Source organism: Halorubrum distributum JCM 13561, assembly GCF_000337395.1.
Lineage (GTDB): Archaea > Halobacteriota > Halobacteria > Halobacteriales > Haloferacaceae > Halorubrum > Halorubrum distributum.
Map to the genome: position 1 here is coordinate 49,540 of NZ_AOJF01000038.1, position 12,781 is coordinate 62,320.

14 protein-coding genes are annotated in these 12,781 nt (G+C 70.5%); 6 read left to right on the plus strand and 8 right to left on the minus strand.

All coding sequences use genetic code 11. The annotated features are described in order from the left end of the window. Positions 1–2: 2 nt before the first annotated feature. The 4 genes from C470_RS08960 to C470_RS08975 form a co-directional block, all read right to left on the minus strand. Entirely contained in the window at positions 3–1,859 is a 1,857-nt protein-coding gene (locus C470_RS08960; protein WP_007345668.1) for a carbon starvation CstA family protein, read from the minus strand. A 255-nt stretch (positions 1,860–2,114) separates the two neighbouring features. After that, positions 2,115–3,068 (minus strand): ArsA family ATPase, encoded by a 954-nt coding sequence (locus C470_RS08965; RefSeq protein WP_008366720.1) that lies wholly within the window; start codon positions 3,066–3,068, stop codon positions 2,115–2,117. Between the two features lie 28 nt (positions 3,069–3,096). After that, positions 3,097–3,393 (minus strand): hypothetical protein, encoded by a 297-nt coding sequence (locus C470_RS08970; RefSeq protein ID WP_004599256.1) that lies wholly within the window; start codon positions 3,391–3,393, stop codon positions 3,097–3,099. 96 nt (positions 3,394–3,489) lie between these two features. After that, positions 3,490–3,696: a hypothetical protein gene (locus tag C470_RS08975; RefSeq protein WP_004599257.1), complete on the minus strand. Its 207-nt coding sequence runs from the start codon at positions 3,694–3,696 to the stop codon at positions 3,490–3,492. 125 nt (positions 3,697–3,821) lie between these two features. Between C470_RS08975 and C470_RS08980 the strand changes: the two genes are divergently transcribed. Beyond that, entirely contained in the window at positions 3,822–5,135 is a 1,314-nt protein-coding gene (locus C470_RS08980) for a CobW family GTP-binding protein (protein ID WP_008366723.1), read from the plus strand. A 109-nt stretch (positions 5,136–5,244) separates the two neighbouring features. Here the strand turns inward: C470_RS08980 and C470_RS08985 are convergent, their stop codons facing one another. Then, a complete protein-coding gene (locus C470_RS08985) occupies positions 5,245–5,511 on the minus strand; it encodes a hypothetical protein (protein WP_008366724.1) in 267 nt (88 codons plus the stop codon). 72 nt (positions 5,512–5,583) lie between these two features. Further along, a complete protein-coding gene (locus C470_RS08990; protein WP_008366726.1) occupies positions 5,584–5,898 on the minus strand; it encodes a hypothetical protein in 315 nt (104 codons plus the stop codon). 92 nt (positions 5,899–5,990) lie between these two features. Here C470_RS08990 and C470_RS08995 point away from each other — a divergent pair, with 92 nt between their 5' ends. The 4 genes from C470_RS08995 to thrC all read left to right on the plus strand — a co-directional run bounded on the left by C470_RS08995 (position 5,991) and on the right by thrC (position 8,701). Continuing rightward, positions 5,991–6,227: a hypothetical protein gene (locus tag C470_RS08995; protein ID WP_008366728.1), complete on the plus strand. Its 237-nt coding sequence runs from the start codon at positions 5,991–5,993 to the stop codon at positions 6,225–6,227. Positions 6,228–6,341: 114 nt separating this feature from the next. After that, positions 6,342–7,019, plus strand: coding sequence for a uracil phosphoribosyltransferase (gene upp / locus C470_RS09000; RefSeq protein ID WP_004599262.1), 678 nt, complete (start codon positions 6,342–6,344; stop codon positions 7,017–7,019). Positions 7,020–7,093: 74 nt separating this feature from the next. Beyond that, entirely contained in the window at positions 7,094–7,309 is a 216-nt protein-coding gene (locus C470_RS09005) for a DUF7569 family protein (protein WP_004599263.1), read from the plus strand. Positions 7,310–7,417: 108 nt separating this feature from the next. Continuing rightward, complete coding sequence (gene thrC, locus C470_RS09010) at positions 7,418–8,701, plus strand: threonine synthase (protein WP_008366730.1); 1,284 nt, start codon at positions 7,418–7,420, stop codon at positions 8,699–8,701. Between the two features lie 18 nt (positions 8,702–8,719). Here thrC and C470_RS09015 read toward each other — a convergent pair whose 3' ends face one another. Both C470_RS09015 and C470_RS09020 read right to left on the minus strand, forming a co-directional pair. After that, entirely contained in the window at positions 8,720–10,033 is a 1,314-nt protein-coding gene (locus C470_RS09015; protein WP_008366732.1) for a hydroxyacid-oxoacid transhydrogenase, read from the minus strand. After that, the gene (locus C470_RS09020) at positions 10,030–10,836 is read right to left on the minus strand and encodes an N-acyl homoserine lactonase family protein (RefSeq protein WP_008366734.1); all 807 of its coding nucleotides are present in this window, start codon (positions 10,834–10,836) and stop codon (positions 10,030–10,032) included. The genes C470_RS09015 and C470_RS09020 overlap by 4 nt, the downstream gene beginning before the upstream one ends. A 174-nt stretch (positions 10,837–11,010) precedes the next feature. On the opposite strand from C470_RS09020, the gene C470_RS09025 reads away from it, so the two are divergent. Beyond that, a complete protein-coding gene (locus C470_RS09025; protein ID WP_008366735.1) occupies positions 11,011–12,777 on the plus strand; it encodes a histidine kinase N-terminal 7TM domain-containing protein in 1,767 nt (588 codons plus the stop codon). Positions 12,778–12,781 lie beyond the last annotated feature (4 nt).

Below are 12,781 nucleotides of genomic sequence, written 5' to 3' on the forward strand. Positions count from 1 at the left end.
CGTCAGTCGTCGCTCGGTTCCGCCGCGGGACGGTCGCCGCCGCGGACGCTCGTGATGTTGCTGTAGCCGATGCGCACGAGCGACAGCGCGAGGTAGACGAGGACGGCCGCGAGCAGGATGCGGACGACCATCGAGATCTGGCCGCCGATGCCGGTGACGCCGCCCTGGATCAGATTGACGAAGAGCCACTGGTACCCAGCCAGGAACGCCAGGGCGATCACGGTGATCGCGACCATGATCGCCATCGGCACGCCCGTGCTGACGAGCTGTTTCGTCTCGTCCCAGTTGGCGAGCCAGACCGTTCCGGTGAGCAGCGCGAGCGCGGCGAGCAGCTGATTCGCGCTCCCGAACAGCGCCCACAGGGTCGCCCACTCGCCGGAGATGACCAGCGCGTACGCGATGAGCCCCTGAATGACCGGGTTCGTGTACCGGCCGCGGGCGAACGAACCGATGCCGCCCGCGAAGCCGGTCTCGCTCTGGGTCCCTTTCGTCCCGACGATCTCCTCCATCATGTAGCGGCCGAGCCGCGCGGCCGTGTCCGTGGAGGTGAGCAGGAAGCTCACGAGCACCAGCGCCATGAAGGGGGCGCCGTACGCGGTGGGGATGTTCAGGCTCGTGAGGATGATCCCGCCGCCGGTCGCGAAGTTCGGCAGCGCGCCGCCGATGCCGCCGGCCGCGGCGTCGGACGCGAACCCGGCGATGGCGAGCGCGGACAGCGCCGTCGCGGCGAGTAACCCCTCACCGAGCATGCCGCCGTAACCGATGAGCCGCGCGTCGCTCTCCTTGTTCAGCTGCTTGGCCGTCGTCCCCGAGGAGACGAGCGAGTGGAAGCCGCTGATCGTCCCGCAGGCGATCGTCACGAACAGCATGGGGAACAGCGGGTACGGCGCACGGCTGTCGACCCCCATGAACCCCTGGAACGGCTGGATGCTGCTGTCGACGACGAGCGGCTGCGAGGACGTTCCGAGCACCGTGCCGACGATGATCGCCACCAGCGCGCCGCCGACGCCCGCGTACAGCAGGAACGACGACAGGTAGTCGCGCGGCTGGAGCAGCGTCCAGACCGGGAGGGCGCTGGCGATCACCGCGTATATCAGGATGACGGGCACCCACGCGGCCGTGTTGCCGCCGAGCGCGCCCGCGCCGGGGACCCACGACCCCGTGCTCCCCTCGAAGAGGACGAACGTGCCCGCGGCGTGAGAGGCGTCGCCCGCCAGCTCGAAGAACGCGAACGGGTACTGGATGCCGACCCAGACGCCGGCGAACACGCCGGCGACGAACACGACGGTCCCGGGAATGAACGGTCCGTCGAGCTGGTAGAGGTACACGCCGAACACGACCGCGAGCCCGATGTACACGAAGCTCGCTGTCGCCGCCGACGGGAACGCGTTCAACACGATCCCGACGACCAGCGCGAACACGGCGACGACGAGGATGATCGTGAGGAACGCGAACCACAGCAGCAGGTTCTTGCCCCGTTCCCCGACGTACTGCCCGACGATGTAGCCGATCGAGCGCCCCTCGTGGCGGATCGAGCTCGACAGCGAGATGAAGTCGTGGACCGCGCCCATCAGCGGGTTCCCGATCGCGACCCACAGCAGCGCGGGGACCCATCCCCAGATCGCTCCCGCCGTGATCGGGCCGACAATCGGTGCGCCGCCCGCGATGCTTGAGAAGTGGTGCCCCAGTAGTACCGGCTTCTTCGACGGTACGTACTCCTGTCCGTCTTCGTACTTGTGTGCCGGCGTCTCCCGCTCGTCGTCGAGTTCGACGAACTGCGAAAGATACCGCGAGTACCCCATGTACCCCACGGTGAACGTGCCCAGCACGGCAACGACGATCCAAATTACACTTGTCATAGGTTCCCTGCCTCGTGGTATCGGTTCACTATGTTCAACTTAAACGTTACTTTCGTTCATGATGGATAACGTCAATATCTTCCGGTCACGTCGGGGCCGTCGCCGAAACCCGGTTCTTTTCTCTGACTCTCCGGTAAAATTCGCACTATCGGCGCTCCGATCGACCTCGCGCGCGCCCCGGGTCTCCCGGTTCGGTCCGGTGGAACCGCTCCGCCGCGGGAGAGTGAGGCCGACCCGCCGCCCGCGTTCCGCGCGTCACGGTTCCACGTCGAGGGAGGCGGCGACGTCGGCGAGCACGTCTCCGCGGACCTCGGTGGTCCGAGACTCGATCTCGGCGACGAGCGGCGGGTCGAACCCCTCGCGGACCTGCGCGAGTCGCTCGCGCTCGGTCTCGACCTTCTCGCGGAGGTAGCGCGCGCCGCGTCCCTCCTCGTCCTCGTCGGGCGACGGCGTGAGCTTGTTCGCCACCAGCCCGCGGACCCGCAGGTCGCGCTCGGTGAACCCCTCGATCGCCCGGGCCGTCTCGTTGACCGAGAGCTGGTCGGGGTTGAACACGAGGAAGAAGGCGGCCTCGTTCCGCATCGTCTCGCCGGCGTACTCGAAGAACTCCTTGCGCCGCTGGAGCCGCTCGATCACGGGGTCGCCCTCCAGCAGGCGTCGAGGCTCCATATCCCCGACCGCGGCCTTCTCGAACAGGTCGATCGACTGCTTGCGCTTGTACAGCAGCCGGTCGATCCAGTCCCCGAGGAACTCCGGGAGCCCGAGCAGCCGGAGCGTCGACCCCGTGGGCGCGGTGTCGAAGACGACGCGGTCGTACGGCTCGCTCTCCGTGCGCATCACGTCGACGAACGCGTCGAACAGCGCCGACTCGTACGCGCCGGGCGTCCCGTGGGACATCTCCAGCTGGCGGTTGATCTCCGAGACCATCGCGGCCGACACCTGCTCCGAGAGCGCCTCGCGGATCTCGTCCAGATGCCGCTGCATCTCGTCTTCGGGGTCGAGCTCCAATGCGTCCAGCCCCTCGACGCCGGCGACCGACTCCGGCTCGTCGCCGAACTGCTGGTCGAACACGTCCGACACGGAGTGGGCCGGGTCGGTGGAGACGACGAGCGTTCGCACCCCGTCGCGGGCGCAGCGGTGGGCGTACGCGCACGAGACGGTGGTCTTTCCGACGCCGCCCTTGCCGCCGAAGAAGACGAACTGCTCCATCAGTCGCGGAGTGTGCGCCGGTCCGTCATCAGAAGTGGTACTGCTGACCCTTCCGCTCGATCAGCGTCTCGCGGTCCCACAGCCGCCGCTCCCACGCCTCGAACTCGTCTTCGAGGTACGGGAGCAGCTCGGCGGTGTAGTACGACACCGGCGACGGGATCCCGAACGCGTCCGGGAAACACGCGAGCATGAACTCGTCTTCGGTGTCCTCGGCCTCCTTCTCGATCTTCTCGTAGGCCGGATGCGTGATCATCCCGTGGTACAGGCCCCGGAGCCACTCCTCCAGCGTGGCCCGAAACGTCTCGATCCGGTCGGCTACTGTCATCATTTCTCATGACACTCCTCCCGCGTTAAAACCTGTCGCGGCCGGGGCGGCGCAGTCACGGCCCGCGGAACGGAGTCGCCCGCGGAGCGCGGGTCGTCAGGCGGTGTTCCCGTCCGTGAGCTCGCTCGACGCCTCGTCGGATTCGGCGTCGTCGTCGTCCAAATCCGGTCGGTCCTCGTTGCCAGGGCTCGGCGTGTGGATGTCGTCGCCGAGCGCTCCCCAGACGAGATACAGCATCGCGGCGACCATCAGCACGGTCACCGCGACGCTGACGAGCGACACGGCGGAGGCGGACAGAACCATACCGCGAGTTCGACGACCCCCGCCTATCAACGTATCGGCTCGGATCGCGCCGTGGCGGCCCCCGGCGCCCGGTCGCTCCCCCGCGCCGCCCGGGGGTTCAAGAGCGTCGTGGCCGATCCGACCGTATGGACGACCGCATCCCGGTGACCGTGCTCTCGGGGGGACTCGGCGCGGGCAAGACGACGCTCCTCAACCACCTGCTCCGGAACGCCGGCGACCGCGACGTCGCGGTCCTCGTCAACGACATGGGCGACGTGAACGTCGACGCGGACCTGATCGCGGAGGAGTCCGAGGTCGACATTGAGGGCGTCACCGAACTGTCGAACGGCTGTATCTGCTGTGAGCTGCAGGACGACCTCGAAAGCGCCGTGGTGCGGCTCGCGAACGAGCGCTCCTTCGACGCTCTGGTCGTCGAGTCCTCTGGTATCTCGGAACCCGCGCCGGTCGCGCGGCTGTTCACGACCGAGTCTCGCGCGGCGGCCCGCTACCGCGTCGACGCGCTGGTGACCGTGATCGACACGCGGCAGTTCCTCGACGCGTTCGCGGGCGACGAGACGCCGGAGCGGCGCGTCGATCCGGACGCGGACGCAGCGACCGACGACGGCCGCGGGAACGGCGGCGCGGGCGACGGCCGCGGGAACGGCGGCGCGGGCGACGGCGACGCCGACCGCCCGCTCTCGGACCTCCTCGTCGAGCAGGTCGAGGTGTCGAACCTCGTGGTGTGTAACAAGGCGGACCTCTGTACCGACGCGGAGGTCGACGAGGCGGTCGGCCTCGTGGGGGCGCTCCAGCCCGACGCGGAGACGGTCGTCACGGAGTTCTCGGCGGTCGACCCGGACCGGATCCTCGACGTCGGGCTGTTCGACGAGGGCGAGGTCGGTGACCTCCCCGGCTGGAAGCGCGCGCTCGCGGACGACCACGACCACAGCGGCGATTCGGAGGGGAGTCACGTCCACCGCCACCCCGACGAGGTGTACGGCGTCACCTCCTTCACCTACCGCCGCCGGCGACCCTTTCACCCGGAGCGGATCGCCGCGCTCCTGCGGGACCTCCCGGCCGACGTGGTCCGCTCGAAGGGGACGTTGTGGGTGGCCGGCACCGATCAGCGCCAGCAGGTCGGGCAGGCCGGGCGGTCGGTCCGCGTCGAGGCGCTCGGCCCGTGGATCGCGAGCCTCCCGTCGGTCGAGCGCGACATGCTGCGCTCGAACCGCCCGGACTTGGAGTGGGATGACGACCACGGCGACCGCCGGACCGAGTTCGTCGTCATCGGCACCGGGGTCGACGAGGCCGCGCTCGTCGACCGGCTCGACGACGCGCTCCTGACGGACGAGGAGATCGCGGCGCTCGGCGACCCGGGCGTCGGCGACGACCCCGCCGACGCCGATCCCGCGCCGTTCCCGACCGATCAGGGCGAGGCGACGGTGCTCCGCGAGCCCTGATCGATCGGGAGGGCGAGGCGACGGTGCTCCGCGAGCCCTGATCGATCGGGAGGGCGAGGCGATTGTGCTCCGCGAGCCCTGACCCGTTTATAAACCGAGACGTTCGCGCTCAGCAGGCGCAGCCGTGGCCGCTCGCGCGCTCGAAGCGCATCGCGTCGCCGCAGTCCGGACACGCCGGCACCCCATCGTCGTCGCGGTCGAGCCCCGCCTCGTCGACGGCGACGTCGCGGACCCGCACGCCGCAGTCGTCGCACCAGTACGACCCCTCGGAGCCGTCGTCGCCGGCGGTCTCCGGCGCGCTCCGCGTCGGTCCCCGCAACGCGCGCGACAGCCTGTCGAAAACGCTCATACGCCCGCGTACGTCGTCCCGCTCCATTACGCTCCCGCCGCTGTGCGATTGTGACACATTACCGTGGATCGGCGGCGTGGCGGGACCGAACGCTCGGCGTCAGAGCAGCGGGAGCGTGAGCGCGACCAGCGCGACGCCCAGCCCGACCGCCGCGTAGAACAGCCGCTCGACGCGCGGTCCCGGCGGGAGGGGACCGGCGTCGATAGCGGGCGCGCTCCGGACCAACTGCCGGTACGCGAGCGCCGTCGCGCCGGCGAACGCCGCCCCCGACAGCGCCAGCGCGGCCCGCAGCGCGAACCCGTACGCGAGCCCGTATATCGGACCGAAGGAAAACGCGATCATGAACGCGAGCCCGACGGTGACGAGGAAGGGGACGGGGTCGATCCGGTCTCCGTGCTTGTTGTGAACGCGCATCTCGATCGGCGAGAGCCGCTACGGCCCGCGCGGACAAAACGTCGCGGGCGTCGTGGCGAAGAGCTAAGTGACGCTCCGCCCGGCGTAGGCGTATGAGCGACGATCAGCGGGGAGCGGGAGAGGAACCCGAGGGAATTCGCGAGGGCGTCGAGGGGTCGGAGGGTGACCCGCGGGTGGTGTTGCTCCTGAACGCCGTCCTCTCTGGGCTGTTCGCGTGGACCGCGTTCTGGGGGCTCCAGCTGCTCGACGTCGCCGAGGTCACCGCGACGAACGTCGCCTCCCTCGCGCTCGTCATCTTCGCGCTGACGTACGTCGTCGTGCTGCGGTGACCGCGGCGGCGTTCCCTCCGCCCTCACGCGTCGCCCGCCTCCGCGTTCGGACGCGCTCCCTCGAACCGGCGATTTTCGCCATCTTTTAAGCCGAACGCGGCCCGTCTCCCGACAATGACGATCGAAGACCGCGACGACGCGTACCTCATCACCCACGCGCTGGCGACGGACACCCTCTCGCGGCTGCGCGACGTCGAGACGGAGCAGGTGGCGTTCCGGAAGGGGCTCGTGAAGCTCGGCCGCATCTGCGGCTACGAGATCATCGACGGCGCGATGGAGACGGAGTACGTCCCCGTCGAGACCCCCCTCGCGGAGACGACCGGCGAGCGGGTGAAGGGCCTCGACGACGTGGTGATAATCAACGTCCTCCGCGCCGCGACGCCGTTCGTCGAGGGGCTGTTGAAGGCGTTCCCGCGCGCGAAACAGGGCGTCATCTCCGCCGGCCGCGACGAGGAGGCCGGGATGACCGCGGACGGCGAGTTCCCGATCACCATCGACTACGTGAAGCTCCCCGAGATCCGGCCGGAGGACACCGTCATCGTCGCCGACCCGATGCTCGCGACGGGGTCGACGATGGTCGCCGTCCTCGACCACGTCCTCGACGAGGCCGCCGACTTCGAGGACCTGTTCGTGCTCTCGGCGGTCTCCGCGCCCGCCGGCCTCGTCCGCGTGAGCGAGGCGGTCCCCGAGGCGGACCTGCTGACGGTCGCCATCGACGATCACCTCGACGACGACGGGTTCATCGTCCCCGGCCTCGGCGACGCCGGCGACCGCGCGTTCCGGACCGTCTGAGCGGTCGTGTCGCCGCCGAGACGCCTCGGTTCCGTCGACGTACTTTTAAGAGCCGGCGCCGCGACCGATACGACATGAGCGACGCGCCGACGACCGAGCCCTGCGACGCCTGCGGCGAGCCCACGACGGACGCGCTCTCGCGCACCGTCCGGCTGAGCGTCGACCGGGCGAACATCGACACCCAGCGGCTCTGCCCCGACTGCTTCGCCGACTGGATCCAGCGCTACCAGGACCGCCTCGGCTCCGGCGGGGACGAGGGCGACGACACCTCCGAGATCATCGTCGACTGAGACCGGACAGCTTCGTTCCGGCCAGCGACGACCGAACACCTTCGTTCCGGCCGGCAACGTCCGTTCCGACCGCCCGTCTTAAGCCGCGGCGGAACGGACCTCGACGTAATGGATCTCGCTATCGACGCCCCGGCCCCGGCGGCGCCCGACTGCGCCGCCGACGGGACGTGGCTCGCCTGTATCGAGTGCGACGAGACGTTCGCCCCCTTCGAGGCCGTCCGGTACACCTGCGACGAGTGCGACGGCCTGCTGGAAGTCCGGTACGCCGACCCGCCGACGTTCGACGAGTTCGGCGCGGGCGCGCCCTCCGACGGGCCCGAGCGCGGCGTCTGGCGCTACCGCGAGGCGCTCCCCTTCGACCTCGGCGTCACCCTCCCCGAGGGCGACACCCCGCTCCACCGCGTCCCGCGCATCGAGGAGTCGGTCGGCGTCGACGCGCTCCGGATCAAACACGAGGGGATGAACCCCACCGGCTCGTTCAAGGACCGCGGGATGACCGTCGGCGTCCGCGTCGCGAAGGAGCTGGGCGTCGGCGCGCTCGCGTGCGCCTCGACGGGGAACACCTCGGCCGCGCTCGCGGCGTACGGCGGCCGCGGCGGGATGCAGACGCTCGTCCTCCTGCCGGCGGGGAAGGTCGCCGCGGGGAAGATCGCGCAGGCCAGCCTCCACGGCGCGCGAATCCTGGAGGTCGACGGCAACTTCGACGCCTGCCTCGACATCGTCCAGGAGCTGGCCGCCCGCGGCGAGGCGTACCTGCTCAACTCGCTGAACCCCTTCCGGCTGGAGGGACAGAAGACGATCGGCTTCGAGATCCTCGAGGAGTTCTACGCCGACTACGGGACGTTCCCGGACCGGATCGTCCTCCCCGTCGGCAACGCGGGGAACACCTCCGCGCTTTATAAAGGATTCCGCGAGCTCGTCCAGTCGGGCGCGCTCGACGTCGACGAGGTCCCCAAGCTCACCGGCGTGCAGGCCGAGGGCGCGGCACCGATGGTCGAGGCGATCGAGGAAGGGAACGACGAGGTCCGTCGCTGGGAGGAGGTCGAGACGCGCGCGACCGCGATCCGCATCGGCAACCCGGTCAACGCGCCGAAAGCGATCCCCGGGATCCGCAACACCGGCGGCACCGCGGTCGCCGTGAGCGACGCGGAGATCACCGCCGCGCAGCGCCACCTCGCCAGCGAGGGCGTCGGCGTCGAGCCCGCCTCAGCGGCGAGCCTCGCGGGCCTCAAGAAGCTCCGGCGTTCGGGCGTCGTCGACGACGACGAGCGGGTCGTCTGCCTGACGACCGGCCATCTCTTAAAAGATCCCGACGCGGCCTACGAGGCCGGCGGCGACCCGGAGCCGGTCCCGAACGACGTCGACTCGATCCTCGACCTCTTACACGACTGATCGGGTCGGCCGCGCGCGCTACTCCCAGTTGTACAGCGCGTCCCGGAACACCTCCTCGACGTCCTCCGCCGTCACGGGCCGCGGGTTACACCGGAGCAGCCGCTGCTGGCTCTCCACGGTGCTCTCGGCGAGTACGCCGATGTCGTCGTCGGTGATTCCGGCCAGTTCGTTGAGTCCGCTCGGGAGCACGTTGAGGTCGCGCTGGAGCCGCACGAACTCCTCTCGGGCCTCGTCGGCGGCCTCCCGGGTGCTCATCCCCGAGGTGTCGGCGCCGAGCATCTCCGCCACCTTCGCGAACCGCGGCGGGTCGCTGGCGACGTTGTAGCCGAGGGTGCTCGCGGGCGTGAGCGCCGCGATCGTCTCCCCGTGATAGGTGTGGTAGTTGTTACCGACGGGGTACGCCATCGCGTGCGCGAGGCTCGCGCCGGCGGTGAGCCCGGCGATCGCGCCGAACAGCGCGCCCTTCAGCATCGCGCCGCGCGCCTCGACGTCGTCGCCGTTGTTGACGACGCGGCGCACGTTCGAGGAGAGCAGGTCGATCGCCTTCTCGCTGAACATCTCCGTGAAGCCGGTGCGGCCGGCGTACACCGGGCGGTCGGCGGGGTCCTCGGGGCGGAGCAGGTCGTCGTACCGGTGAGTAGTGTACCCCTCGATCGCGTGGCCGAGCGCGTCCATCGCGGTCTTCGCCGTGAGGTCCGGCGGCAGCGTCGTGGTGAGCGTCGGGTCGAGCACCGCGGCGTCGGCGCGGACGTGCGGGCTGGAGATCCCCTCCTTGATGTCCTTCTCGGGCACCGAGAGGATCGCGACGGGGGAGATCTCGGAGCCCGTCCCCGCCGTCGTCGGCAACAGGATCAGCGGCGGGCCCGACTCGGTGAGGTCCTCGCCCGCGCCCGTCGGCGCGGCCACGTAGTCGAGCACGTCGCCGCCGTTCGCGATGACGGCCCGGGTCGCCTTCGCGGTGTCCATACAGCTCCCGCCGCCCAACCCGAGGTAGAAGTCGTACCCGTCCTCGCCCATCTCTTCGCGGACGAACGCGATACACTCCCCGACCGCCTCGACGCTGGGCTCGCGCTCGACCCCGTCGTACACGTCGACGTCGAGGCCGTCGGCCGCCAGCTCGTCCGCGACGCGGTCGACGTGGCCCAGCGAGACGAGGTCCGAGTCGGTGACGATCAGCCCGCGCTCGTCGCCGTCGAGCCCGAGCTGACCGAGCTGGTAGCCGAGCTCGTCGGCCGCGCCCGCCCCCACGCGGACCGCCGGCATCTGGACCTCCCAGACCGTCTCCGGCGAGAGCTCGTGCGGGTCGGCGGAGACGGAGCGCTCGTAGCTCACACACCCCACCCCGGTTGGATCGCCTCGAACTGCTCGGGGTCGTGGCCGAACACGACCTCGGCGTCGTGACGTCGCTCCAGCTCGCGGATCCGGTTCAGGCTCTCTGCCCACTCCGTCTTCCCCCAGACGAGGGGCCCGCCGAGCGGCGTGCCCGCCTCGTAGTTCTCGTCCATGTACACCTGATCGCCGGTGAACACCAGCGTCCCCTCGTCGTCGAGGTGGATCACCGAGCCGGTGAGCCCGGGCGTGTGGCCGGGGAAGCGGACGAACTCCAGGTCGGCGAAGCGCTCCTCGCGGTCGCGGTGGAGGACCCGCCAGTTCAGGTCGTGGTCGAAGTCGTCGAGGACGTACGCGCTGCTCCCCTCGTCGGTCTTCGCGCTGTAGTAGGCGAACTTCAGCTCCTCCTCGTGGACGTACACTGGCGTGTCGGTGCCCGCGAAGAACTCCAGGCCACCGGCGTGGTCGAGGTGGAGGTGGCTCTGGAACACCGCGTCGATGTCGTCGAGCGAGTAGCCCGCGTCCTCCAAGTCGTCGTCGAGGCGGTGCTCGCTCGCGTCGTGCGGATAGAACGCCTGAACGAGCCCCTCCGGCCAGTGGCCGTCGGCGGCGTCGTGGTGCGATCCGGTGTCCCAGAGGACCGTCGCCTCCGGGTGATCGATGACGAGGTTCCACACCGGGATCTCCCCGTACTCGGTGTCGGGGTTGGGTTCGTCGTGGCTCCCGATAGTGTTCGCCTCCATCATGTAGTTCATATCGCAGTACAACCCGCCGCGGTCGATGACGTGGACCTCAGCTTCCACCATACAGATCAGCGTTCTTAATGATAGTTCATAAACATACCTCTCCGACGGGTCGCCGACCTCTGGCCCCGCCGGTCGCCCGGGTTCGACGCGTCGCGCGCGGGCCGCGCCGCCGATATTCAGGCGCGATACGCCGACGGTTTGTATTATATAGTAGCGTATTGAACAACAAACAAGTTGATAGACGTCTCGCTGACGGCGCCGCTCGCCGCGCTCGCCGCGACCGTGGCCGCCGGCGCCACCGCGGCCGCGTTCGAGTACCGCGACGAGCCGGGCGGGCTCGCCGCGGCCGCGTTCATGGGCGCGATCTTCTGGTGGTCCGCCGGGCTGTTCGGCGAGGCGGTCGCGGCGACCGAGGCCGGCAAGGTGTTCTGGCTCAACGTCCAGTACCCCGCGACCGCCGTCGTCCCGGTCGCGGCGGTCGCGTTCGTCGCGTCGTACCTCGGCTACGACGCGTGGATCTCGCGGCGCCGGCTGCTCGTCCTGGCTGCCCCGCTCGCCGCGCTGACGCTGCTGAGCTGGACGAACGACTACCACGGGCTGGTCCGGGCCGGCACCGACGTCGTCGCGTTCGGCTCCGGAACGGTGCTGGTCCGGGAGCTCGGCCCGGCGTGGTGGGCCGGCTGGCTCTACTCGCAGCTCCTGCTCGTCGCGACGTTCGCGACGCTCGCGTACGGCGTGTACGACTCGGCGCCCGCGTTCCGCACCTCCGCGGGGCTGCTGCTCGTCGGCGCCGGCGCGCCGTGGGCCGCGCAGTTCGTCGTCCTCGGGGGCGGGCCCGCGTTCCGGCCCGAACTCCTGTTCGTGCTCACGGGCGTCGCCTTCACGGCCGCGCTCCGGCGCGGGCCGACGCTCGGCGTGACGCCCGTCGCCCGGCAGGTGACCCTGAAGGCGATCCCGGACCCCATCGTCGTCGTCGACCGGAGCGGTCGGATCGCGGACACGAACCCGGCGGCGCGCGCGTGGCTCGGCGACGACGTCGCGGTCGGCGCGACGGTCGCCGACGCGCTGTCGAGCGCCCCAGAGGTCCGCGCCGCGTACCGGCGCGGGGAGGCCCCAGACGAGCCGCTGCGCGTCGAGGTCGACGGGGAGACCCGCTTCGTCTCGCTTTCGGCCGTCCCGCTCCCGACGCTCGGTAGCCGCTCGCAGGGCACGGTGCTGCTGCTGCGGGACGTGACCGACTCGGAGCGCAACCGGCGGGATCTGGAGGTGGCGAACGACCGGCTCCAGACGCTGACGCACGCGCTGGCGCACGACATCAAGAACCCGCTGGCGGTCGCGGACGGGTTCACGGACCTCGCGACCGGGGGCGACGAGGCGGCGATCGAGCGCGTCGAGGGGGCTCACGACCGGATATTCGAGATCGTCGACGAGACGCTCGCGGCCGTCGACCACCCGGACCCCGACACCGACGCCGAGTCGTTCCGGTTCGCGACGCTGGCCGAGGACGCGTGGCGGACCGCGGAGACGGCGGCCGCGACGCTGACGGTCGCGGGCGACGAGTCGTACGTCGCGGACAGGGCGGCGGTGCGCAGCGTCCTTGAGAACCTCTTCCGGAACGCGGCGGTCCACGCCGGTCCCGACCCGGCCGTGACCGCCGTCGCGCTCGACGGGGGCTTCGCGGTCGTCGACGACGGCCCCGGGATCCCGCCGGCGGAGCGCGACCGGGCCTTCGACCGCGGCTACACGACCGCCGACGACGGCACGGGGATCGGCCTCGCGTCCGTCGCGACGCTCGCCGCGTCGCACGGGTGGACTGTCGCCGCCGGGCGGGGTCGCGGGGAGACGGACGCGGTCCCCGACGCGGGGGCGATGGCCGTCGGCGACGGCGCGGCGTTCGTCGTCGGCTTCGGCGACCGACCGGTCGCTGAGGTCGCGGCGCCCATCGTCGCCGACCCGGACGCGCTCGCCACGCCCTCGGAGCCGCTCGCGACGGAAAAATAGCCGA

Bases quoted from the DNA above. Each gene is read 5' to 3' on its own strand.
- C470_RS08960 (WP_007345668.1), bottom strand. From the start codon at position 1,859: ATGACAAGTGTAATTTGGATCGTCGTTGCCGTGCTGGGCACGTTCACC.
- C470_RS08965 (WP_008366720.1), bottom strand. From the start codon at position 3,068: ATGGAGCAGTTCGTCTTCTTCGGCGGCAAGGGCGGCGTCGGAAAGACC.
- C470_RS08970 (WP_004599256.1), bottom strand. From the start codon at position 3,393: ATGACAGTAGCCGACCGGATCGAGACGTTTCGGGCCACGCTGGAGGAG.
- C470_RS08975 (WP_004599257.1), bottom strand. From the start codon at position 3,696: ATGGTTCTGTCCGCCTCCGCCGTGTCGCTCGTCAGCGTCGCGGTGACC.
- C470_RS08980 (WP_008366723.1), top strand. From the start codon at position 3,822: ATGGACGACCGCATCCCGGTGACCGTGCTCTCGGGGGGACTCGGCGCG.
- C470_RS08985 (WP_008366724.1), bottom strand. From the start codon at position 5,511: ATGGAGCGGGACGACGTACGCGGGCGTATGAGCGTTTTCGACAGGCTG.
- C470_RS08990 (WP_008366726.1), bottom strand. From the start codon at position 5,898: ATGCGCGTTCACAACAAGCACGGAGACCGGATCGACCCCGTCCCCTTC.
- C470_RS08995 (WP_008366728.1), top strand. From the start codon at position 5,991: ATGAGCGACGATCAGCGGGGAGCGGGAGAGGAACCCGAGGGAATTCGC.
- upp (WP_004599262.1), top strand. From the start codon at position 6,342: ATGACGATCGAAGACCGCGACGACGCGTACCTCATCACCCACGCGCTG.
- C470_RS09005 (WP_004599263.1), top strand. From the start codon at position 7,094: ATGAGCGACGCGCCGACGACCGAGCCCTGCGACGCCTGCGGCGAGCCC.
- thrC (WP_008366730.1), top strand. From the start codon at position 7,418: ATGGATCTCGCTATCGACGCCCCGGCCCCGGCGGCGCCCGACTGCGCC.
- C470_RS09020 (WP_008366734.1), bottom strand. From the start codon at position 10,836: ATGGTGGAAGCTGAGGTCCACGTCATCGACCGCGGCGGGTTGTACTGC.